15 protein-coding genes, 17 tRNA genes, 2 rRNA genes and 1 pseudogene are annotated in these 22,185 nt (G+C 41.2%); 31 read left to right on the top strand and 4 right to left on the bottom strand.

Going from position 1 to position 22,185, the window contains the following annotated elements:
* Positions 1-68 precede the first annotated feature (68 nt).
* The 19 genes from ABKJ27_RS07460 (at position 69) to ABKJ27_RS07370 (ending at position 4,669) form a co-directional block, all read left to right on the top strand.
* Positions 69-2,970, top strand: a 23S ribosomal RNA gene (locus ABKJ27_RS07460).
* Positions 2,971-3,046: 76 nt separating this feature from the next.
* Positions 3,047-3,162: ribosomal RNA gene (gene rrf / locus ABKJ27_RS07455) — 5S ribosomal RNA — on the top strand.
* Between the two features lie 4 nt (positions 3,163-3,166).
* Positions 3,167-3,239: transfer RNA gene (locus ABKJ27_RS07450), tRNA-Val, on the top strand.
* Between the two features lie 2 nt (positions 3,240-3,241).
* Positions 3,242-3,314, top strand: a tRNA-Asp gene (locus ABKJ27_RS07445).
* A 24-nt stretch (positions 3,315-3,338) separates the two neighbouring features.
* Positions 3,339-3,411, top strand: a tRNA-Lys gene (locus ABKJ27_RS07440).
* Between the two features lie 5 nt (positions 3,412-3,416).
* Positions 3,417-3,498: transfer RNA gene (locus ABKJ27_RS07435), tRNA-Leu, on the top strand.
* Between the two features lie 18 nt (positions 3,499-3,516).
* Positions 3,517-3,589 (top strand) — tRNA-Thr (locus tag ABKJ27_RS07430).
* Between the two features lie 22 nt (positions 3,590-3,611).
* A tRNA-Gly gene (locus tag ABKJ27_RS07425) sits at positions 3,612-3,683 on the top strand.
* 7 nt (positions 3,684-3,690) lie between these two features.
* Positions 3,691-3,776, top strand: a tRNA-Leu gene (locus ABKJ27_RS07420).
* Between the two features lie 11 nt (positions 3,777-3,787).
* Positions 3,788-3,861: transfer RNA gene (locus ABKJ27_RS07415), tRNA-Arg, on the top strand.
* A 15-nt stretch (positions 3,862-3,876) separates the two neighbouring features.
* A tRNA-Pro gene (locus tag ABKJ27_RS07410) sits at positions 3,877-3,950 on the top strand.
* A 5-nt stretch (positions 3,951-3,955) separates the two neighbouring features.
* Positions 3,956-4,029, top strand: a tRNA-Met gene (locus ABKJ27_RS07405).
* Between the two features lie 13 nt (positions 4,030-4,042).
* Positions 4,043-4,116, top strand: a tRNA-Ile gene (locus ABKJ27_RS07400).
* Positions 4,117-4,128: 12 nt separating this feature from the next.
* Positions 4,129-4,218 (top strand) — tRNA-Ser (locus ABKJ27_RS07395).
* Positions 4,219-4,228: 10 nt separating this feature from the next.
* Positions 4,229-4,302 (top strand) — tRNA-Met (locus ABKJ27_RS07390).
* Between the two features lie 3 nt (positions 4,303-4,305).
* Positions 4,306-4,378: transfer RNA gene (locus ABKJ27_RS07385), tRNA-Phe, on the top strand.
* 19 nt (positions 4,379-4,397) lie between these two features.
* Positions 4,398-4,468: transfer RNA gene (locus ABKJ27_RS07380), tRNA-Gly, on the top strand.
* Between the two features lie 33 nt (positions 4,469-4,501).
* Positions 4,502-4,575 (top strand) — tRNA-Ile (locus ABKJ27_RS07375).
* A 6-nt stretch (positions 4,576-4,581) separates the two neighbouring features.
* A tRNA-Ser gene (locus ABKJ27_RS07370) sits at positions 4,582-4,669 on the top strand.
* A gap of 171 nt (positions 4,670-4,840) precedes the next feature.
* Here ABKJ27_RS07370 and birA read toward each other — a convergent pair.
* Entirely contained in the window at positions 4,841-5,776 is a 936-nt protein-coding gene (birA, locus tag ABKJ27_RS07365) for a bifunctional biotin--[acetyl-CoA-carboxylase] ligase/biotin operon repressor BirA (protein WP_410011618.1), read from the bottom strand.
* The gene (locus ABKJ27_RS07360; protein WP_410011617.1) at positions 5,773-6,633 is read right to left on the bottom strand and encodes an AraC family transcriptional regulator; all 861 of its coding nucleotides are present in this window, start codon (positions 6,631-6,633) and stop codon (positions 5,773-5,775) included. The genes birA and ABKJ27_RS07360 overlap by 4 nt, the downstream gene beginning before the upstream one ends.
* Positions 6,634-6,740: 107 nt before the next feature.
* Between ABKJ27_RS07360 and ABKJ27_RS07355 the strand changes: the two genes are divergently transcribed.
* The 10 genes and pseudogenes from ABKJ27_RS07355 (at position 6,741) to ABKJ27_RS07310 (ending at position 18,091) form a co-directional block, all read left to right on the top strand.
* Positions 6,741-8,903, top strand: coding sequence for an alpha-galactosidase (locus ABKJ27_RS07355; protein ID WP_410011616.1), 2,163 nt, complete (start codon positions 6,741-6,743; stop codon positions 8,901-8,903).
* Between the two features lie 34 nt (positions 8,904-8,937).
* Positions 8,938-10,188 carry an extracellular solute-binding protein gene (locus tag ABKJ27_RS07350; protein WP_410011615.1) on the top strand — a complete coding sequence of 417 codons (1,251 nt, stop codon included), beginning with the start codon at positions 8,938-8,940 and terminating at the stop codon, positions 10,186-10,188.
* 18 nt (positions 10,189-10,206) lie between these two features.
* Positions 10,207-11,079 carry a carbohydrate ABC transporter permease gene (locus ABKJ27_RS07345; RefSeq protein ID WP_261046825.1) on the top strand — a complete coding sequence of 291 codons (873 nt, stop codon included), beginning with the start codon at positions 10,207-10,209 and terminating at the stop codon, positions 11,077-11,079.
* A gap of 16 nt (positions 11,080-11,095) precedes the next feature.
* On the top strand, positions 11,096-11,929 hold the full coding sequence (locus tag ABKJ27_RS07340; RefSeq protein ID WP_410011614.1) for a carbohydrate ABC transporter permease: 834 nt from the start codon (positions 11,096-11,098) through the stop codon (positions 11,927-11,929).
* Between the two features lie 319 nt (positions 11,930-12,248).
* A complete protein-coding gene (gene gtfA / locus ABKJ27_RS07335; RefSeq protein WP_410011613.1) occupies positions 12,249-13,691 on the top strand; it encodes a sucrose phosphorylase in 1,443 nt (480 codons plus the stop codon).
* Positions 13,692-13,828: 137 nt separating this feature from the next.
* Positions 13,829-15,022 (top strand): O-antigen ligase family protein, encoded by a 1,194-nt coding sequence (locus tag ABKJ27_RS07330; protein WP_084950229.1) that lies wholly within the window; start codon positions 13,829-13,831, stop codon positions 15,020-15,022.
* Positions 15,023-15,166: 144 nt separating this feature from the next.
* Positions 15,167-15,610, top strand: coding sequence for a MarR family winged helix-turn-helix transcriptional regulator (locus ABKJ27_RS07325; RefSeq protein WP_410011612.1), 444 nt, complete (start codon positions 15,167-15,169; stop codon positions 15,608-15,610).
* A gap of 34 nt (positions 15,611-15,644) precedes the next feature.
* Positions 15,645-15,835: pseudogene (locus ABKJ27_RS07320) on the top strand (nuclear transport factor 2 family protein); the annotation flags it as partial.
* Between the two features lie 14 nt (positions 15,836-15,849).
* Positions 15,850-16,578 carry an ABC transporter ATP-binding protein gene (locus ABKJ27_RS07315; RefSeq protein WP_269794939.1) on the top strand — a complete coding sequence of 243 codons (729 nt, stop codon included), beginning with the start codon at positions 15,850-15,852 and terminating at the stop codon, positions 16,576-16,578.
* Positions 16,571-18,091 (top strand): ABC transporter permease/substrate-binding protein, encoded by a 1,521-nt coding sequence (locus tag ABKJ27_RS07310; RefSeq protein WP_410011611.1) that lies wholly within the window; start codon positions 16,571-16,573, stop codon positions 18,089-18,091. The genes ABKJ27_RS07315 and ABKJ27_RS07310 overlap by 8 nt, the downstream gene beginning before the upstream one ends.
* Before the next feature lie 136 nt (positions 18,092-18,227).
* On the opposite strand, the gene ABKJ27_RS07305 is transcribed toward ABKJ27_RS07310, so the two are convergent.
* Positions 18,228-18,764, bottom strand: coding sequence for a TetR/AcrR family transcriptional regulator (locus ABKJ27_RS07305; protein ID WP_004235331.1), 537 nt, complete (start codon positions 18,762-18,764; stop codon positions 18,228-18,230).
* 132 nt (positions 18,765-18,896) lie between these two features.
* Between ABKJ27_RS07305 and ABKJ27_RS07300 the strand changes: the two genes are divergently transcribed.
* Positions 18,897-19,787, top strand: coding sequence for a cation diffusion facilitator family transporter (locus ABKJ27_RS07300; RefSeq protein ID WP_410011610.1), 891 nt, complete (start codon positions 18,897-18,899; stop codon positions 19,785-19,787).
* 33 nt (positions 19,788-19,820) lie between these two features.
* On the opposite strand, the gene galR is transcribed toward ABKJ27_RS07300, so the two are convergent.
* Entirely contained in the window at positions 19,821-20,825 is a 1,005-nt protein-coding gene (galR, locus tag ABKJ27_RS07295) for a DNA-binding transcriptional regulator GalR (RefSeq protein ID WP_042750543.1), read from the bottom strand.
* A gap of 164 nt (positions 20,826-20,989) precedes the next feature.
* Here galR and ABKJ27_RS07290 point away from each other — a divergent pair, with 164 nt between their 5' ends.
* Positions 20,990-22,168, top strand: a complete 1,179-nt coding sequence (locus ABKJ27_RS07290) for a galactokinase (protein ID WP_410011609.1) — start codon at positions 20,990-20,992, stop codon at positions 22,166-22,168.
* The last annotated feature ends 17 nt before the right edge of the window (positions 22,169-22,185 follow it).

The raw sequence follows: 22,185 nt of genomic DNA, 5'->3' as shown, positions 1-22,185 counted from the left end.
TAACAAGAAAATAAACCGAAAACGCTGTAGTATTAATAAGAGTTTATGACTGAAAGGTCAGAAAATAAGGTTAAGTTAATAAGGGCGCACGGTGGATGCCTTGGAACTAGGAGCCGAAGAAGGACGTGACAAACGACGATATGCCTTGGGTAGCTGTAAGTAAGCGATGATCCAGGGATTTCCGAATGGGGGAACCCAACAGGTACTACCTGTTACCCGCATCTGTTAAGGATGTGAGGAGGAAGACGCAGTGAACTGAAACATCTAAGTAGCTGCAGGAAGAGAAAGCAAAAGCGATTGCCTTAGTAGCGGCGAGCGAAACGGCAGAAGGGCAAACCGAAGAGTTTACTCTTCGGGGTTGTAGGACTGCAATGTGGACTCAAAGATTATAGAAGAATGATTTGGGAAGATCAGCCAAAGAGAGTAATAGCCTCGTATTTAAAATAGTCTTTGTACCTAGCAGTATCCTGAGTACGGCGGGACACGTGAAATCCCGTCGGAATCTGGGAGGACCATCTCCCAACCCTAAATACTTCCTAGTGACCGATAGTGAACCAGTACCGTGAGGGAAAGGTGAAAAGCACCCCGGGAGGGGAGTGAAATAGAACCTGAAACCGTGTGCCTACAACAAGTTCGAGCCCGTTAATGGGTGAGAGCGTGCCTTTTGTAGAATGAACCGGCGAGTTACGTTATGATGCGAGGTTAAGTTGAAGAGACGGAGCCGTAGGGAAACCGAGTCTGAATAGGGCGAATTAGTATCATGACGTAGACCCGAAACCATGTGACCTACCCATGAGCAGGTTGAAGGTGCGGTAAGACGCACTGGAGGACCGAACCAGGGCACGTTGAAAAGTGCTTGGATGACTTGTGGGTAGCGGAGAAATTCCAAACGAACTTGGAGATAGCTGGTTCTCTCCGAAATAGCTTTAGGGCTAGCGTCGACATTAGAGATTCTTGGAGGTAGAGCACTGTTTGGGTGAGGGGTCCATCCCGGATTACCAATCTCAGATAAACTCCGAATGCCAATGAATTATGGTCGGCAGTCAGACTGCGAGTGCTAAGATCCGTAGTCGAAAGGGAAACAGCCCAGACCACCAGCTAAGGTCCCAAAATAATTGTTAAGTGGAAAAGGATGTGGGGTTGCACAGACAACTAGGATGTTAGCTTAGAAGCAGCTATTCATTCAAAGAGTGCGTAATAGCTCACTAGTCGAGTGACCCTGCGCCGAAAATGTACCGGGGCTAAAACAATTTACCGAAGCTGTGGATACCTTTATAGGTATGGTAGGAGAGCGTTCTATGTGTGATGAAGGTGTACCGTGAGGAGTGCTGGAACGCATAGAAGTGAGAATGCCGGTATGAGTAGCGAAAGACAGGTGAGAATCCTGTCCACCGTAAGACTAAGGTTTCCAGGGGAAGGCTCGTCCGCCCTGGGTTAGTCGGGACCTAAGGAGAGACCGAAAGGTGTATCCGATGGACAACAGGTTGATATTCCTGTACTAGAGTATGTAGTGATGGAGGGACGCAGTAGGCTAACTAAAGCAGACGATTGGAAGTGTCTGTCTAAGCAGTGAGGTGTGAACTGAGTCAAATGCTTAGTTCTATAACATTGAGCTGTGATGGGGAGCGAAGTTTAGTAGCGAAGTTAGTGACGTCACACTGCCAAGAAAAGCTTCTAGCGTTTAAACATACTCTACCCGTACCGCAAACCGACACAGGTAGTCGAGGCGAGTAGCCTCAGGTGAGCGAGAGAACTCTCGTTAAGGAACTCGGCAAAATGACCCCGTAACTTCGGGAGAAGGGGTGCTGGCTTTAAGTCAGCCGCAGTGAATAGGCCCAAGCAACTGTTTATCAAAAACACAGCTCTCTGCTAAATCGTAAGATGATGTATAGGGGGTGACGCCTGCCCGGTGCTGGAAGGTTAAGAGGAGTGCTTAGCGTAAGCGAAGGTATGAATTGAAGCCCCAGTAAACGGCGGCCGTAACTATAACGGTCCTAAGGTAGCGAAATTCCTTGTCGGGTAAGTTCCGACCCGCACGAAAGGCGTAATGATTTGGGCACTGTCTCAACGAGAGACTCGGTGAAATTTTAGTACCTGTGAAGATGCAGGTTACCCGCGACAGGACGGAAAGACCCCATGGAGCTTTACTGCAGTTTGATATTGAGTGTCTGTACCACATGTACAGGATAGGTAGGAGTCTAAGAGATCGGGACGCCAGTTTCGAAGGAGACGTTGTTGGGATACTACCCTTGTGTTATGGCCACTCTAACCCGGATAGGTGATCCCTATCGGAGACAGTGTCTGACGGGCAGTTTGACTGGGGCGGTCGCCTCCTAAAAGGTAACGGAGGCGCCCAAAGGTTCCCTCAGAATGGTTGGAAATCATTCGCAGAGTGTAAAGGTATAAGGGAGCTTGACTGCGAGAGCTACAACTCGAGCAGGGACGAAAGTCGGGCTTAGTGATCCGGTGGTTCCGTATGGAAGGGCCATCGCTCAACGGATAAAAGCTACCCTGGGGATAACAGGCTTATCTCCCCCAAGAGTTCACATCGACGGGGAGGTTTGGCACCTCGATGTCGGCTCGTCGCATCCTGGGGCTGTAGTCGGTCCCAAGGGTTGGGCTGTTCGCCCATTAAAGCGGCACGCGAGCTGGGTTCAGAACGTCGTGAGACAGTTCGGTCCCTATCCGTCGCGGGCGTAGGAAATTTGAGAGGATCTGCTCCTAGTACGAGAGGACCAGAGTGGACTTACCGCTGGTGTACCAGTTGTCTTGCCAAAGGCATCGCTGGGTAGCTATGTAGGGAAGGGATAAACGCTGAAAGCATCTAAGTGTGAAACCCACCTCAAGATGAGATTTCCCATGATTTTATATCAGTAAGAGCCCTGAGAGATGATCAGGTAGATAGGTTAGAAGTGGAAGTGTGGCGACACATGTAGCGGACTAATACTAATAGCTCGAGGACTTATCCAAAGTAACTGAGAATACGAAAGCGAAAGGTTTTCTTGGTTTGAATAGATATTCAATTTTGAGTAGGTATTACTCAGAGTTAAGTGACGATAGCCTAGGAGATACACCTGTACCCATGCCGAACACAGAAGTTAAGCCCTAGAACGCCGGAAGTAGTTGGGGGTTGCCCCCTGTGAGATATGGAAGTCGCTTAGCTCTAGGGAGTTTAGCTCAGCTGGGAGAGCATCTGCCTTACAAGCAGAGGGTCAGCGGTTCGATCCCGTTAACTCCCATAGGTCCCGTAGTGTAGCGGTTATCACGTCGCCCTGTCACGGCGAAGATCGCGGGTTCGATTCCCGTCGGGACCGTTTAAGGTAATGAAAGTTACTTTAGACTCGTTAGCTCAGTTGGTAGAGCAATTGACTTTTAATCAATGGGTCACTGGTTCGAGCCCAGTACGGGTCATATATGCGGGTTTGGCGGAATTGGCAGACGCACCAGATTTAGGATCTGGCGCTTAACGGCGTGGGGGTTCAAGTCCCTTAACCCGCATTAAGATATAATAAATGAGCCGGCTTAGCTCAGTTGGTAGAGCATCTGATTTGTAATCAGAGGGTCGCGTGTTCAAGTCATGTAGCCGGCATTTTTAGATAGAAGAAAACAGTGCGAACGTAGTTCAGTGGTAGAACACCACCTTGCCAAGGTGGGGGTCGCGGGTTCGAATCCCGTCGTTCGCTTAGAGAGGCCGGGGTGGCGGAACTGGCAGACGCACAGGACTTAAAATCCTGCGATTGGTAACGATCGTACCGGTTCGATTCCGGTCCTCGGCATAAACTAATGAGCACCCTTAGCTCAACTGGATAGAGTACCTGACTACGAATCAGGCGGTTAGAGGTTCGACTCCTCTAGGGTGCATTTTTCTATTTAACTCGGGAAGTAGCTCAGCTTGGTAGAGTACTTGGTTTGGGACCAAGGTGTCGCAGGTTCGAATCCTGTCTTCCCGATACATGGCGGTGTAGCTCAGCTGGCTAGAGCGTCCGGTTCATACCCGGGAGGTCGGGGGTTCGATCCCCTTCGCCGCTATAATGATCTTGTTGGACCTTTAGCTCAGCTGGTTAGAGCTCTCGGCTCATAACCGAGTGGTCGTAGGTTCAAGTCCTACAAGGTCCATTTGAATAGTATGGAGGATTACCCAAGTCCGGCTGAAGGGAACGGTCTTGAAAACCGTCAGGCGTGTAAAAGCGTGCGTGGGTTCGAATCCCACATCCTCCTTTTGTAATAACGCGGGATGGAGCAGCTCGGTAGCTCGTCGGGCTCATAACCCGAAGGTCGTAGGTTCAAATCCTGCTCCCGCAATAAGGCTCGGTAGCTCAGTTGGTAGAGCAATGGATTGAAGCTCCATGTGTCGGCGGTTCGATTCCGTCTCGCGCCATTTTATTAATAGTATCTATGCGGGTGTAGTTTAGTGGTAAAACTACAGCCTTCCAAGCTGTTGTCGCGAGTTCGATTCTCGTCACCCGCTTTGAACTTTGTTCAATTACCAAGTTTTTAACTTGGGCGCGTAGCTCAGGTGGTTAGAGCGCACGCCTGATAAGCGTGAGGTCGGTGGTTCGAGTCCACTCGTGCCCATTAATAGGAGAATTACTCAAGAGGCTGAAGAGGACGGTTTGCTAAATCGTTAGGTCGGGTAACTGGCGCAAGGGTTCGAATCCCTTATTCTCCGTTTTATTTAGAGTTTATAACTCTTTTTTTGTATTTTTAAGAATAGTAGAATTAAAACTTCAGATTTGTAAAACTTAATTGGATTACTTATCTGAAGTTTTTTGGCTCTTTGTCAATTGTAGTGGGTTGAAGGAAAGCTAAATGTTTTATATATCATCGAATTTATGGATTACTACTTCCAACCCTTGAGTGAAATTTCTCCGCTATTTAGCCAGATTTCTTTTCCGTTATCACATTGAACTAAAAGTTTGCCATTTTCTGAGATATCTTTAGCAAGCCCCTTGTAGTCTTTTTTATCCAGTGTGAAAGTAACTTCTTTTCCTAGAACGAATGACTGTTTTTTATATAGGTATAATAATTCATCTGCTGGTGTTTCGAAGAAAGTGCGCCAGATTTCTATGATTAATTCATTTCTGGTAATAGGTGCTGGTGTTTTAAATAAACTAGCAGCTTTTTCTTTTAATTCCTGAGGGAAGTCTTTAATAGTAAAGTTGATTCCTACTCCAATAATGATATCTGTGACTAAGCCAGTTTCTACAGAGGTCATTGCCTCAGTAAGGATTCCTCCAATTTTATGATTTTTGAGGTAGATATCGTTGACCCATTTTATGTCGACATCTATTAAAGTTAGGTTCTTAATGGCTTTGTAGATAGCTCCTGCTACAAGTAGTGTATAGGGTGGTAATTTGTCATAGGGAAGATTTGGTTTGAGATGGAGTGTCATATAAATGCCACCTTGTGGGGAGTAGAAAGAACGTTGAAAACGGCCTCGGCCAGCTGTTTGATAGGAAGCTATATAGAGGGTGTTTGCTCCATTTCCTAAATCAATTGCTTCTTTTGCATCGAGTTGTGTTGATCTTGTTTCGGGTTTAAAACTGACTTTAATTGGAAGATTTGCTTCTAGAATCTCTGGAAGAATAAGATCACCATTCAACAGTTTATACCCTTTGTTTTTAATGCTATCAATTTCAATGCCTTCTTGTTCTAGCCGCTTGATGGCTTTCCAAATTGATGTTCGACTTAGGGATAGTTCTTCTGCGATTTTTTCTCCGCTGATATAGTTGGTTTCTTTAGCTAGAATCTGGTAGACAGCTTGGTAGGATTTCATAGTGTTTCCTTTCTCACTAGTTGGTATTTCGAATGTTCTTTTCTTGTATGACTTGGAGTCTGATTAAAGTATTGTTTATAAGCTTTCGAAAAATTGAGTGGATCTGAAAAACCTACTGAGTACGCAATTACTTTGATAGACTCTTGGGTATTTTCGAGAAGTTGTTTAGCTCGGTGCATTCGAACGTAAAGTAGGTATTCTTTGGGTGATAAGGTATTAAATTCTTTGAATACGCTTGATAAGTAGCTTCTGTGAACTGATAGTTCTTTTGCTAAATCTTGAATTGTAAGTGATTGAGGATAGTGGCTATCAATTAATCGTTTGCATTCAAGATAGAGTTGGTGGGTTGATGAAATATTCTTTTTCTTCTGATTGGGAGCAATAGTTCCCAGATGGAACATCAGTTCATGGAGTTGTCCCATGATATGGAGTTGAGCTAATGCATTGGATTTTGTAATCTGAGCGAAGCGGACAATGTCTGAAATGAGTTTTGCAGTAGTCTGGGTATGACAAGTTTCAGATTTTATGAGATAGGATTGGTCAGAAATTTGAGAAAGAGCAAAATAGTCAGGAGCTTTCCCTCCAGTGATTCCTAACCAGTAGTAGGCCCAAGGTTTTTCACTATCAGCTTGATAAAAGGTTAGTTCATCTGGTTTTAATAGAAAGAAATCTCCTTCTTTTAAATCAACAATTTTACCCTTGTGATGAAATTTTCCTTGTCCTTTGGTAATGTAATGTAGGACGTATGTATCTCGAATTGCTGGACCAAAAGAGTAATTAGGTTTGCATTCCTCATATCCATAAAAGCTTAGGGAAAGGTCAATTGTTCCAGTCTGGTATTCTGAAAAAACTAGCATGTGCTACCTCCTACCTAACATTTTACCATATTCTTGAGACATTTTTCTATTTTAGAAAGCGATTTCAGGTGATAAAATAGAATCAAGAAAGTGATGAGGTGAAGTAAATGGGAGTGAGGATAGAGCATAATCTATTTTATGTTGAGAGTAAAAATTTAAGTCTGATCATTGAAAATCGTGATGGCTACTTACTATTGAAACATTTAGGAAAGACTATTAAGAACTATAAAGGTTCCAATAGTATTTATGAACGAGATCATGCCTTTTCAGGAAATCCAACAGCTAATAATCGAACGTTTAGTTTGGACACACAACGTCTGATTTTCGGACAACATGGCTTAGGAGATTTTAGAAAATCAACTTTACAGGTTCAGCATAGTGTAACTGAAGTAACAGATTTTCGATTGGTAGAAGCAAAGATTATAAAAGGTCAGAATGGACCACAGGGCTTACCTTCTCCACATAGCATAGATAATACAGAGACTCTTGCTTTGATGTTAGAAGATTCTAAGGCTCAACTTAGTCTGACTTTGTATTATACTGCTTTTGATAATGATTCGACTATTGCTAGCTACAGTAAATTAGAGAATAATAGTAATCAGGAAGTTGTCATCCATAAAGATTTTTCTTTTATGGCTGATGTTCCAGCTGCGAATTACGAAATCGTAACTTTGCAGGGAGCTTATGCTCGCGAAAAGACTGTTCGACGTCAACAGGTAGAACAAGGAATCTTTTCGATTGGTTCGAACCGTGGTGCTTCTGGTCATGCCCAAACACCAGCTTTTCTATTATGTGATCAAGGAATCACAGAAGATGCTGGGAATGTGTTTGCTATTCAACTAATGTATAGTGGAAACTTTGAAGCTTTTGTTCAAAAGAATCAATTGAATGAAGTTCGGTTAGCGATTGGGATTAATCCGGAAAACTTTTCTTGGAAGTTAGACCCTGAGGAATACTTTGAAACACCGGTAGCTTTAGTGACCTATTCAGATAAGGGATTAACTGGTATTAGTCATGAAAGTCAGAATTTTGTACTGAAGCACATTCTGCCAAGTAAATTTTCTAAAAAAGAACGTCCAATTCTAATCAATAACTGGGAAGCTACCTACTTTGACTTTCATAGAGAAAAACTGTTAGAGTTAGCAGATGAAGCTAAGAAAGTTGGCATTGAACTTTTTGTATTAGATGATGGTTGGTTTGGTAATCGCTTTGATGATAACCGTGCTTTAGGTGATTGGGTTGTTAATGAGCAAAAACTTGGTGGCAGTCTAGAAAGTCTTATTTCAGATATCCATGAAAGAGGTCTACAGTTTGGACTTTGGTTCGAACCTGAGATGATTTCTGTTGATAGTGATTTGTATCGTAAACATCCTGACTGGGCTATTCAGGTTCCTGGCTATGACCATACCTATTCTAGGAATCAATTAGTACTTAATCTTGCCAATCCTCAGGTAGTAGAATACTTGAAAAATGTCTTAGATGAACTCTTATCTTATCATGCGATTGACTACATCAAATGGGATATGAATCGTAATATGACTAACCTAGGGAATGGTTCGAACTATCTAGAGACACAGATGCAATCTCATCAGTACATGCTGGGGCTTTATGCACTTGTCGCTTATCTGACAGAGAAGCACAGCCATATTCTCTTTGAGTCCTGCTCTGGTGGGGGTGGACGAAATGATCTTGGTATGATGCGCTATTTCCCACAAGTCTGGGCTAGTGATAATACTGATGCTATTGCACGTTTACCAATTCAATACGGTTCATCCTATTTCTATCCAACCATTTCTATGGGGGCTCATGTGTCAGCAGTACCGAATCATCAGATGGGGCGAACGACACCACTTGAAACACGTGGTCATGTAGCAATGATGGGAAATTTGGGATATGAGCTTGATTTGACAAGTTTATCCGATGAAGAGAAAGCTACGATTGCTAATCAGGTGAACTTGTATAAAGAATTACGACCAATAGTTCAGTTAGGACAACAGTATAGACTAATTAATCCCGATAATGAATCCAACGAAACAGCTGTACAATTTAACTATGGAAATCAAACGATTGTAACCTACGTTCGCGTTTTATCAGTTGTAGAGACCATGGAAACAACTTTAAAGTTAAAAGATTTGGTTGAAGAGGGACTATATGAATTACAGGAAAATGGAGTAGTTTACTCAGGTGCAGAACTCATGTATGCAGGTTTAACTGTTATCTTATCTCAAGGAGATTTTTTGAGTAGACAGTATATTTTCAAAAGACTATAATAAAGGTGCATAAATTTATAAAGGAGATATTCCAATGAAATGGTATAAGAAAGCAGGTTTTCTTTTAGTAGCTGGCGCTAGTTTACTAGGTCTAGCAGCTTGTGGTCAGAATAATCAATCGACTGATGGAAAGGTAACGATTGAATTTTTTAACCAGAAGACCGAAATGGCAGATACATTGCAAAAAATTGTAGATGATTTTGAAAATGATCATCCTACTATTGATGTAAAACTGACGACTGTGCCGTCAGCTGGAATTGTTCTCAAGACTCGTATCTTATCAGGAGATGTCCCAGATATTATCAATATCTATCCTCAAAATATGGATTTCCAAGAGTGGGCAAAAGCAGGTTATTTTGCAGATATGACAGGAAAATCCTATCTTGAGAATATCAAGAATGAATATGCCGAAAAGTATGCAATCAATAACAAGATTTATAGTGTACCTTTAACTGCTAATCTTTATGGAATCTATTACAATAAAACAAAGTTTAAAGAATTAGGACTTGAGGAACCGAAGACTTTTAAAGAGTTTCAAGAGATTGTTAAAAAGATAAAAGATAGTGGGAATTCTCCGTTTGCAGTTGCAGGCAATGAAGGATGGACATTAAACGGTTATCACCAACTTTCTCTCATTACCATTACAGGCAGTGGAGACGCAGCTAATAACTATCTTCGCTTTTCAAAACCAAATGCTATTTCTGTAGATGATGCTATTTTAAAAGCAGATGCAGAACGACTAGATTTGTTGGCAGACAATGCTCAAGATGGATGGCGTGGTGCCTCTTATAATGATGCGGTGGTAGCATTCTCGAATGAAAAAGCCTTGATGATGCCACAAGGGTCGTGGGCATTAGCAGCAATTAATCAACAGGATCCAAAATTTGAGGTGGGGATGTTTGCCTTTCCAGGAGAAGAAGTAGGAAAAGAGGTCACTGTTGGTGCAGGGGACATGGCATTATCAACTTCAGCTACTACCCAACATCCTAAAGAAACCGAAGAATTTATCAGCTATATGACTAGTCCAAAAGCTATGCAAGCATATTATGATGTGGATGGATCACCAGTTGCTGTGAAAGGTATACAGGAAAAAGAAGATTCAGCACTTGCAGAGATTTCTAAACTAGCATTTACGGATAAACATTATGTTTGGTTGGGCCAACACTGGAATTCTGAAGAAGACTTTTTTAATCTAAGTGCAGGTTACTTGATGGATAAAAATCTGAAAAATATGGCAAATAATCTCAATGCTTTCTTTAATCCAATGAAGGCAGATTTGGACTAGAATAGGAGTTAAGATGATATGGCTATTCGAAAATTTTTAAATAAATACTGGGGTTGGACTTTTTTAGTCATCCCGCTTGCTTTACAAGCTATCTTCTTTTACTTTCCTATGGTGCAGGGTGCTTTCTATAGTTTGACTAACTGGACCGGATTGACCTATAATTATAAATTTGTTGGTTTGAATAACTACAAATTGCTAATGATTGATGGCAAATTCTTCACAGCTATAGCTTTTACTTTGATTTTAACCTTGGCATTGATTATTGGAGAGATTTCGATTGGGATGGTTGTGGCTCGAGCCTTAAATTCTAAGATGAAAGGGCAGACCTTCTTTAGAGCTTGGTTCTTTTTCCCAGCTGTTTTGTCTGGTTTGACAGTTTCCTTGATTTTTAAACAATTCTTCAACTATGGTCTTCCAACAATTGGAAAGATTTTAGGAATTAGTTTTTTACAAGAAAGTTTACTTGGGACACCTGTTGGAGCAGTGGTAGCAACTATTTTTGTTCTCCTATGGCAAGGAGTAGCAATGCCAATTATTCTCTTTCTTGCTGGTCTTCAGAGTATTCCAAGTGATATTTTGGAGGCGGCATCAATTGATGGTGCAACAAGCAAACAAACTTTTTGGAAGATTGAATTACCATATTTGTTGCCAACGATTTCTATGGTTTTCATTCTGGCTCTTAAGTCCGGTTTGACAGCCTTTGACCAAATTTTTGCCTTGACGAGTGGTGGTCCAAATAATGCTACAACGTCTCTTGGCCTTTTAGTCTACAACTATGCTTTCAAGAGTAATCAATATGGATATGCGAATGCAATTGCCTTGATTTTATTCTTAATTATTGGAATTGTATCCCTTATCCAAATCAAACTATCAAAGAAATTTGAAATCTAATAGAGGAGTCCCACACATGAAAAAAGAAGAAAAATTGAATCAGTTTTGGAAATATGTCCTCTTGATAGTAGGTGGTATTCTTATACTTGTTCCTTTGTTGGTAACGGTTTTTAGTTCCTTCAAGACAACCAAGGATATCATGAATCATTTCTTTAGTTTGCCTAATCCTTTTACATTAAGTAATTATGAACGCTTGATTTCGGATGGGATTGGAGGCTATTTCTGGAATTCAGCTGTTATTACGGTGTTATCATTGATTGTAGTAGCCTTTTTTATACCAGCTGCAGCTTATTCCATTGCTCGAAATATGTCCAAGAAAAAAGCTTTTGCAATTATGTATTCACTCTTGATTTTAGGGATATTTGTTCCATTTCAGGTGATCATGATTCCTATCACCGTTATGATGAGTAAGCTTGGTCTAGCAAATATGTGGGGGTTGGTAATACTCTATCTAACTTATGCAATTCCACAGACTCTCTTTTTGTATGTTGGTTATATTAAAATCAGTGTACCAGATAGTTTGGACGAAGCTGCGGAAATTGATGGGGCTGATCGATTTACAACTTACCGTCGAATTATCTTTCCAATGCTGAAGCCCATGCATGCTACAACCTTGATTATCAATGCATTATGGTTCTGGAATGACTTTATGTTGCCATTGTTAATTTTGAATAAGAATTCCAAGATGTGGACTTTGCCTCTCTTCCAGTACAACTACCAAGGTCAGTATTTTAATGACTATGGGCCAAGTTTTGCATCCTATATTGTGGGAATTGTAACAATTACTGTCGTCTACCTCATCTTCCAAAAACATATTATTTCAGGAATGAGCAACGGAGCAGTGAAGTAAGAAGAACTCATGGAATCTATAGTCTTTGACACAGAGGAAGGGTTCAGCTAGTTGACAATTTTATGTGAAAACAAGAAAGTAGTACTTAGTTTATTGAAGTCTATATTTAGTACGAGTTTGATGATAAACAGAGATTTAATACTCAATGAAAATCAAAGAGCAAACTAGGAAGCTAGCCGCAGGTTGCTCAAAGCACAGCTTTGAGGTTGCAGATAAAGCTGACGTGGTTTGAAGAGATTTTCGAAGAGTATAACATGAATTTGATTTACGAAGCCAAGTCATATGAGACTTGGCTTCAATTAGAAAAAGGAGAGTAATGATGCCAATTCAGAATAAAACCATGTTGATTACCTATTCAGATAGTCTTGGAAATAATCTTAAAGACTTATATGATAATTTGGAAGAGCATTTTGGAGATGCTATTGGAGGAGTTCACCTTCTACCATTTTTCCCATCAACAGGTGATCGTGGATTTGCGCCAGTTGACTACGACGAAGTGGACTCAGCTTTTGGTGATTGGGAGGATGTTAAGCGTTTAGGTGAGAAATATTATCTTATGTTTGACTTTATGATTAATCATATTTCTCGTCAATCTAAGTATTATAAGGACTATCATGAAAAACATGAAGCCAGTGAATTTAAAAATCTCTTTTTAAACTGGGATAAATTTTGGCCAGAAAATCGGCCGACACAGTCTGATGTAGATCTGATATACATGCGTAAGGATCGTGCACCAAAGCAAGAGATTGTTTTTGCAGATGGTTCAGTAGAACATTTGTGGAATACCTTTGGTGAGGAGCAGATTGATCTTGATGTGACTAAAGAAGTAACTATGGAATTTATCCGTAAGACCATCCAGCACTTGGCAAGTAATGGGTGTGATTTGATTCGTCTAGATGCCTTTGCTTATGCAGTGAAGAAATTGGATACCAATGATTTCTTTGTGGAACCAGATATTTGGGATTTATTGGACAAAGTTCGAGATATTGCTGCTGAATATGGGACAGAGCTCTTACCTGAGATTCATGAACACTATTCGATTCAGTTTAAAATAGCGGAGCATGATTACTATGTTTATGATTTTGCTCTTCCAATGGTGACACTCTATACTCTTTACAGTTCCAGAACAGAGCGTTTGGCTAAGTGGTTAAAGATGAGCCCGATGAAGCAATTTACGACTCTAGATACCCATGATGGGATTGGAGTAGTAGATGTCAAGGATATCCTGACCGATGAGGAGATTGACTATGCTTCAAATGAACTCTATAAGGTTGGAGCTAATGTCAAACGTAAGTACTCTAGTGCCGAGTATAACAATTTAGATATCTACCAAATCAATTCAACCTACTATTCAGCGCTTGGAGATGATGATGTCAAGTATTTCCTTGCACGATTAATTCAAGCATTTGCCCCAGGTATTCCTCAGGTTTACTATGTAGGTCTATTAGCAGGCAAGAATGATTTGAAATTATTAGAAGAAACTAAAGAAGGTCGAAATATTAATCGTCATTACTATAGCAATGAGGAAATAGCAGAAGAAGTCCAACGTCCTGTGGTGAAGGCACTTCTCAATCTATTTTCTTTCCGTAATCGTTCAGAAGCATTTGATTTAGAAGGAACAATTGACGTTGAAACACCAACAGCCCACAGCATTGTAATCAAACGTCAAAATAAAGATAAGTCCGTAACAGCAGTAGCAGAAATTGATTTGCAAAATCAGACTTATCGGGTAATTGAGAATGGAGTTGAAGTAACATTTTGAAGCCTTGATATGGTTGATAAAATAGGGTTTTTATTTTAGAAAACGTTTCCTTTGTTTTCAAATTGCTAAAAAAGTGGTACAATATAGGATAGCTTACTATTATCTGAATCAACTGATTTGGAGAGAAAGGATTCATTTTGAAATCAATAGGCTTTATTGAAAAGCTGAAAGGGTTGTCTAGTAAAGAGCTGATTTTATTGGGAATTATCCTGAGTATCTTTTTACCCTTTTATCTTTTTGTAGTTGTATTCTGTTTATATATTATCAGTTTGATTTTTACAGGAGACATGAAAAGTATTCTTCAGAAAATGGGGGAGCATCCGATGCTGCTTCTTTTTCTTGGCTATAGTACTGTTATATCCGTTTTTGCACAAAATTGGATGGGAGTTGTGGCTTCAGTAGGAATTTTTCTATTTACTGTTTTCTTTTTGCATTATCAGTCGATTTTATCACATAAATTCTTTCGATTGATTTTGCAGCTCGTCTTGTTTGGTAGCGTCTTGTCAGCTGCTTTTGCGAGTTTAGAACATTTCCAAATTGTGAAGAAATTTAACTATGCTTTTCTTTCACCCAATATGCAGGTTTGGCATCAGAATCGTGCAGAAGTGACCTTCTTTAACCCTAACTATTATGGAATTATTTGTTGTTTCTGTATCATGATTGCTTTCTATCTGTTTACAACGACCAAGTTGAATTGGTTGAAAGTATTCTGTGTGTTTGCAGGCTTTGTGAATCTCTTTGGATTGAACTTTACTCAAAATCGAACTGCCTTTCCTGCTATTATCGCTGGTGCCATTATTTATCTCTTTACGACCATTAAAAACTGGAAGGCCTTTTGGCTTAGTATTGGGGTCTTTGCGATTGGCTTGAGTTTCCTCTTTTCCAGTGATTTAGGAGTTCGGATGGGGACTTTAGACTCTTCTATGGAAGAACGCATTTCTATCTGGGATGCTGGGATGGCCTTGTTTAAGCAAAATCCTTTCTGGGGTGAAGGGCCATTGACCTACATGCACTCGTATCCTCGGATAAATGCTCCTTATCATGAACATGCTCACAGCCTTTATATTGATACGATTCTGAGTTACGGAATTGTGGGGACCATTTTATTAGTTTTGTCTTCTGTTGCTCCTGTTCGCTTGATGATGGATATGAGTCAGGAGTCGGGGAAACGTCCGATTATCGGCCTTTATCTATCTTTCCTTACAGTGGTTGCTGTGCACGGAATCTTTGACTTGGCCCTCTTCTGGATTCAGTCAGGTTTCATTTTCTTGCTAGTTATGTGCAGTATTCCGTTGGAGCATCGAACATTGGTATCGGACATGACGGATTAAGTTTATTAGATTCAAATCTTCTACCTTGGGTGGGAGATTTTTTTGCTAGGAAAAATTATTTCCAAATCGAAATAGTTGACAGTTGGAACTATGAGTGTTACAATTGTTTTATTCATTTCGATATGGAAATAAATTGGAGGTGTTATGAAAGATAGTCATTTGGTAGCCCATCATATTCGTTTGTTGAATGGGCGGATTTTTCAAAAGTTACTGAGCCAAGACCCTGAAGCTCTTTATCGGAGTGAGCAGGGAAAGATTTTAGCGGTTTTATGGAATAGTAAAACTGGCTGCGCAACTGCGACAGATATTGCTCTGGAAACTGGGCTTGCTAACAATACACTGACGACGATGATTAAAAAGCTAGAGGAACAAAATCTTGTAACTATTAGTCCATGTGGAGAAGATAAGCGTAAGAAGTATTTGGTTTTAACAGAGTTGGGGCAGTCACAGAAAGAAGTGGGGCATCGTATCAGTCAGAAATTGGATACGATCTTTTACAAAGGATTTTCAAAGGAAGAAATTCGTCAGTTTGAAGCCTTTCAAGAAAGGATTTTGGCAAATCTGAAAGAGAAGGAAAATGAGGTTTAAAATAGAGCAAATTAGCTGTTTATAAGTAAAGGCCACTTTCGACTTTGTTTTCCAACTCTTAGGGTAAGGAAATTATGTGGTTAGCTATGGTCAGACTCAGATTGATGGCGTTGCTTATGACCAGTACGATATCTTCCGTTTAGACAACGGGAAAATTGTGGAACATTGGGATAATAAGGAAGTTATGACTAAGGTAGAAGACTGACCAATAGAGGTAAGTTTTAAATTGAGGATACAGAATGATTGAATACAAAAATGTAGCTTTACGTTACACAGAAAAAGATGTCTTGAGAGATGTCAATTTACAGATTGAGAATGGGGAGTTCATGGTTTTGGTTGGGCCTTCTGGCTCAGGTAAAACGACTATGATTAAGATGATTAACCGTCTCTTGGAACCAACTGATGGAAATATTTACATGGATGGCAAGCGCATCAAAGACTATGACGAGCGTGAGCTTCGTCTCTCTACTGGTTATGTTTTACAGGCCATTGCTCTCTTTCCAAATCTAACGGTTGCGGAAAATATTGCCCTGATTCCTGAGATGAAAGGATGGACTAAGGAAGAAATTGCTCAGAAAACAGAAGAGCTTTTGGCTAAGGTTGGTTTACCAGTGGCTGAGTATGGACATCGACTTCCTAGTGAATTATCTGGTGGAGAACAGCAACGGGTCGGTATTGTTCGTGCTATGATTGGTCAGCCTAAGATTCTCCTCATGGATGAACCTTTTTCAGCCTTGGATGCTATTTCTCGCAAACAGTTGCAGGTTCTGACTAAAGAATTGCATAAAGAGTTTGGGATGACAACTATTTTTGTAACCCATGATACGGATGAAGCTTTGAAATTGGCGGACCGTATTGCTGTCTTGCAGGATGGAGAAATTCGCCAGGTAGCGAATCCCGAGACCATTTTAAAAGCGCCTGCAACAGATTTTGTAGCAGACTTGTTTGGAGGTAGTGTTCATGACTAATTTAATTGCAACTTTTCAGGATCGTTTTAGTGATTGGTTGACAGCTCTATCTCAACATTTGCAGTTGTCACTTTTGACCTTGTTGCTGGCTATCTTTATAGCGATTCCCTTGGCTGTTTATCTTCGCTATCATGAGAAGTTGGCGGATTGGTTTTTGCAGATTGCAGGGATTTTCCAGACCATCCCGTCTCTGGCCTTGTTGGGGCTCTTTATCCCCTTGATGGGAATTGGAACCTTGCCAGCTTTGACAGCTCTAGTGATCTATGCGATTTTTCCGATTTTGCAAAATACCATCACTGGACTGAAGGGAATTGATCCGAGTCTGCAAGAGGCTGGGATTGCCTTTGGGATGACCAGATGGGAGAGGCTCAAGAAGTTTGAAATTCCACTTGCCATGCCTGTTATCATGTCTGGGATTCGGACAGCAGCTGTTTTGATTATCGGTACGGCTACCTTGGCGGCCTTGATTGGGGCGGGAGGACTGGGGTCCTTCATCCTTTTGGGAATTGACCGTAATAATGCCAGTCTAATTTTGATTGGGGCACTTTCTTCTGCAGTGCTGGCTATTGCTTTTAACTTCCTACTAAAAGTAATGGAAAAAGCAAAATTGCGGACGATTTTCTCTGGTTTTGCCTTGGTGACGCTATTGCTTGGTTTGTCTTATAGTCCAGCTCTTTTGGCTCAAAAAGAGAAAGAAAACTTGGTTATTGCTGGGAAATTGGGTCCAGAACCAGAAATTTTGGCCAATATGTATAAGTTGCTGATTGAAGAAAATACCAGTATGACTGCGACTGTTAAACCGAATTTTGGGAAGACAAGTTTTCTTTATGAAGCTCTGAAAAAAGGCGATATTGATATCTATCCTGAATTTACTGGTACGGTGACTGAAAGTCTACTTCAACCATCACCGAAAGTGGGACATGAGCCAGAGCAGGTTTATCAGGTAGCGCGTGATGGTATTGCCAAACAGGATCATCTAGCCTATCTCAAACCTATGTCTTATCAAAATACCTATGCTGTAGCTGTTCCGAAAAAGATTGCTCAAGAATATGGTTTGAAGACTATTTCGGACTTGAAAAAAGTGGAAGGGCAGCTGAAGGCAGGTTTTACACTCGAATTTAATGACCGTGAAGATGGCAATAAGGGCTTGCAATCAATGTACGGTCTAAATCTCAATGTAGCGACTATGGAGCCAGCTCTTCGCTATCAGGCAATTCAGTCAGGTGATATTCAAATCACGGACGCTTATTCGACTGATGCGGAATTGGAGCGTTATGATTTACAGGTCTTGGAAGATGACAAACAACTCTTCCCGCCTTATCAAGGGGCACCACTGATGAAAGAAGCTCTTCTCAAGAAACATCCAGAGTTGGAAAGAGTTCTTAATAAATTGGCTGGTAAGATTACAGAAAGTCAGATGAGCCAACTTAACTATCAAGTGGGTGTCGAAGGCAAGTCAGCAGAACAAGTAGCCAAGGAATTTCTGCAAGAACAAGGTTTGTTGAAGAAATAGCTTGAAAAGCTAAACTCAACTTGGTTAAACGACCATATAGAAAACTGCTCAGACAATGTTGTCTGGGCTTTTTTGATTGTTGAAAAGATGAAAACTCAGTAGCCTAGAAATAAGGCAACTGAGCTCTACTCTGTATTCAATTTTTAGGAATGAGAAGGTCTAGATAAAACTGGACAACTTCCTGGTATGTAAAGTCTTGTCCTTTTTTGAGCCACCAGGTCAATGTCTCGATAAAGTTGGACACGACCAAGTGTTGGAGGTAAGAAGTAGGCAGATTAGTGTGGGCTTCTTTTAACTCATCAGCCAACATGGGATAGACATGGTGTTCTAGCTCTTTATGGAGTTGACGGAGGAAGTAGTCATTTTTGGAAAATAGCAGACTGGTAACATGGTCCTGGTTTTTCTGAAAATGTAAAAAGATATGTGCGAGGTAGTCCTCGGTAGTAAAGTGTCCTTCCCTTTCAAAGAGATGATGAAAGAGGTAGCGACAGAGCTCATCTAAAAGGAGTTCCTTGCTTTCATAGTGACAGTAAAAAGTAGAACGCCCAACATCTGCTAGGTCAATGATATCCTGAACAGTAGTGGCATCATAGCCTTTGTCGTTCAAAAGTTGTAAAAAAGCTTGATAGATGGCTTTTTTCGTCTTGCTGACTCGACGGTCTCTTTTTGGCATGTAGACACTTGAGACAAACTGTTCAGAACTGAACATGGCTGACAGTTTGCTTCTATCCTTTCTTTGAATTTTATTAGATAATACAAATGAAAGAAGTATGTATATACCCATTATACCAAAGGAGGGAGAGAAATGAGTTCTAAAACATCTATCTGGTTAGCTTTTTTCTTAAATTTAAGCTATGCGATTGTTGAGTTTATCGCAGGAGGAATCTTTGGTTCGAGTGCAGTTCTTGCTGATTCCGTTCATGACTTGGGAGATGCTATAGCCATTGGCATCTCAGCCCTTTTAGAAACAATTTCAAACCGTGAAGAAGATAGACAGTACACCTTGGGTTACAAACGTTTTAGTCTTTTAGGAGCCATGCTAACGGCTGTGATTCTTATGATAGGGTCTGTCCTAGTGATCTTGGAAAATGTCACAAAGATTGTTCACCCGCAACCCGTCAATGAGGAAGGCATCCTCTGGCTGGGAATCATTGCAGTAGCCATTAATGTGCTAGCAAGTCTGGTAGTTCGTAAGGGGAAAACAAAGAACGAGTCAATTCTTAGCCTGCATTTTTTGGAAGACACTCTTGGTTGGTTGGCTGTCATTCTAATGGCGATTATTCTTCGATTTACGGACTGGTATATCCTCGATCCGCTTTTATCTCTGGTCATTTCCATCTTTATTCTGTCGAAAGCCATTCCACGCTTTTGGAGTGCACTAAAAATTTTCCTAGATGCTGTGCCAGAAGGGGTCGAGACAAGTGATTTGGAGAAAGATTTAGAGGCTCTACCCAATGTCAAAAGTGTTAATCAACTTAGCATTTGGTCCATGGATGGTCTAGAGAATAATGCTATTGTTCACATTTGTATCAAGGACTGGGAACAGATGATGGAAACCAAAGAAGTGGTGCGTCAATGTTTAGAAGAAAGAGGCGTGCAGAATATCACTATTGAAGTAGATAGCAGTCAAAGCAATCATGCGCAACATAAGCGGAGGGTGAGAGAATTAGAGCAGAAGCATGGGCATCATCATTAGAAAAGCGACCTCGCTAGAGGTCGTTTTGTTATCCTATTCATTCCTTGTACTCTCTCTCAGAGTCAGTCTGGTTCCCAGCATAGTCAGGCTAGGGATTTTGCGACCGTGGAGTACTTCCTTGTTAAGAATATCCATACCTGCTCGGCCCATTTCTTCGGTATAGACGGTGATGCTGGAGAGGGGAGGATAGACCTGTTTGGTCAGGCTAGTGTCATTAAAGGAAATGAGGCTGACGCGGTCTGGCAGGCTGATTCCAGCTTCTTGGAGGGCACGGAGGGCACCGATGGCTAAACTATCGCTAGCTGCAAAAAATGCTGGCGGGAGTTGGTCTCCCAAACTCTGAATAGCCTCCTTCATCAAGTCATAGCCAGACTGGGCAGTAAAGCTTCCTTGAAAGACCAGTTCATCATGATAGATTTCTTTTGTTTGACTGTAGTTTCTGAAATTTTCCAGCCGCTTATCCTCAATGATTTCTTCTTGGTCAGTTGTTTCTTCAAGACCTGTTAGAATCCCAATGCGATTCAACCCTTGACTGAGGAAATAATCGACAACCTGTTTCATGGCAGTGTAAAAGTCCGTGATAATGCAGGTATGTCCTAGCGAAAGAGTATCACTGTCTAGAAAGACAAGAGGCTTTTGGTATTCTTCAAAGGCAGAAATCTGAGCTCGGCTAAACTTTCCGATGCAGAGAATCCCAATCACTTCCTCGCTTAATGTAAAAGGATGGTCATTAAAATAGCGCAAGATATCATAGTCCAACTCTTGGGCTCTTTTTTCTATGCCTAGGCGAATCTGGTAGTAGTAGAGGTCGTCCAGTTCCCCTTGTTCGCTGACCCATTGGATAATGGCAATCTTTTGCTTGGGCTTGTGGGACTCGCCTGTCTTGAGGTGCTTAGTGTAGCCCAACTCTTCAGCAACAGTTAAAATACGGTGTCTGGTTTCTTCTGTAACAGATAGGCTCTGGTCGCGATTGAGGACGCGGGATACGGTCGCGATAGAGACAGAGGCTAGCTGTGCAATGTCTTTTAAAGTAGCCATAAATCCTCCTTCTTTAAGGTTAGTATATCATATTTTTCTGCTTTTTACCGATAGTTTAGTAAAATTTTAGTAAAAAGGATTGACCTTGGAAAATCCCTTGGATACAATAGAAGAAAACGATTACACGTTAAGGTGACTTAACGGACAGTAAAAGGAGAAATCATATGACACAACATCTTACTGCTGAAACTCTTCGCAAAGACTTTCTTGCTGTTTTTGGTCAAGAAGCAGACCAAACTTTCTTTTCACCAGGTCGTATCAATTTGATTGGTGAACACACAGACTACAACGGTGGGCACGTTTTTCCTGCTGCTATTTCCTTGGGAACTTACGGTGCAGCTCGTAAGCGTGACGACCAAGTTTTACGTTTCTACTCAGCTAACTTTGAGGACAAGGGCATCATCGAAGTGCCTCTCGCCGACCTCAAGTTTGAAAAAGAGCACAACTGGACCAACTATCCAAAAGGTGTCCTTCATTTCTTGCAAGAAGCTGGACACGTGATTGACAAAGGTTTTGATTTTTATGTTTATGGGAATATCCCAAATGGTGCTGGCTTGTCTTCTTCAGCATCCTTGGAACTTTTGACAGGAGTCGTGGCAGAGCATCTCTTTGATTTAAAATTAGAGCGTCTCGATTTGGTTAAAATCGGCAAACAAACAGAAAATAACTTTATCGGAGTCAACTCTGGTATCATGGACCAGTTTGCTATAGGTATGGGGGCTGATCAACGTGCTATTTACTTAGATACTAACACTTTAGACTATAATTTGGTACCACTTGATTTGAAGGACAATGTCGTTGTTATCATGAACACCAACAAACGCCGTGAATTGGCGGACTCTAAATACAATGAACGCCGTGCTGAGTGTGAAAAAGCAGTGGAAGAGTTGCAAGCTGCCTTGGATATTCAGACCTTGGGTGAATTAGACGAGTGGGCCTTTGATCAATATAGCTATCTGATTAAAGACGAAAACCGTTTGAAACGTGCTCGCCATGCTGTGCTTGAAAACCAACGTACCCTTAAGGCTCAAGCAGCCCTTCAAGCAGGAGATTTGGGAACATTTGGTCGTTTGATGAATGCGTCACACGTTTCCCTAGAGCATGATTATGAAGTAACTGGTTTGGAATTGGATACTCTTGTTCACACAGCTTGGGATCAAGAAGGAGTTCTCGGTGCTCGGATGACAGGGGCAGGTTTTGGCGGATGTGCCATTGCCTTGGTGCAAAAAGACACTGTTGATGCCTTTAAGGAAGCTGTTGGCAAACACTACGAGGAAGTAGTTGGCTACGCTCCAAGCTTCTATATCGCTGAAGTTGCAGGTGGCACTCGCGTCCTTGACTAGTTAAAAGGAGGCTCTAT

Origin of the sequence: Streptococcus sp. KHUD_011 (assembly GCF_046352925.1) — a bacterium.
Lineage (GTDB): Bacteria > Bacillota > Bacilli > Lactobacillales > Streptococcaceae > Streptococcus.
This window is presented reverse-complemented; position numbering and strand designations above follow the sequence as displayed.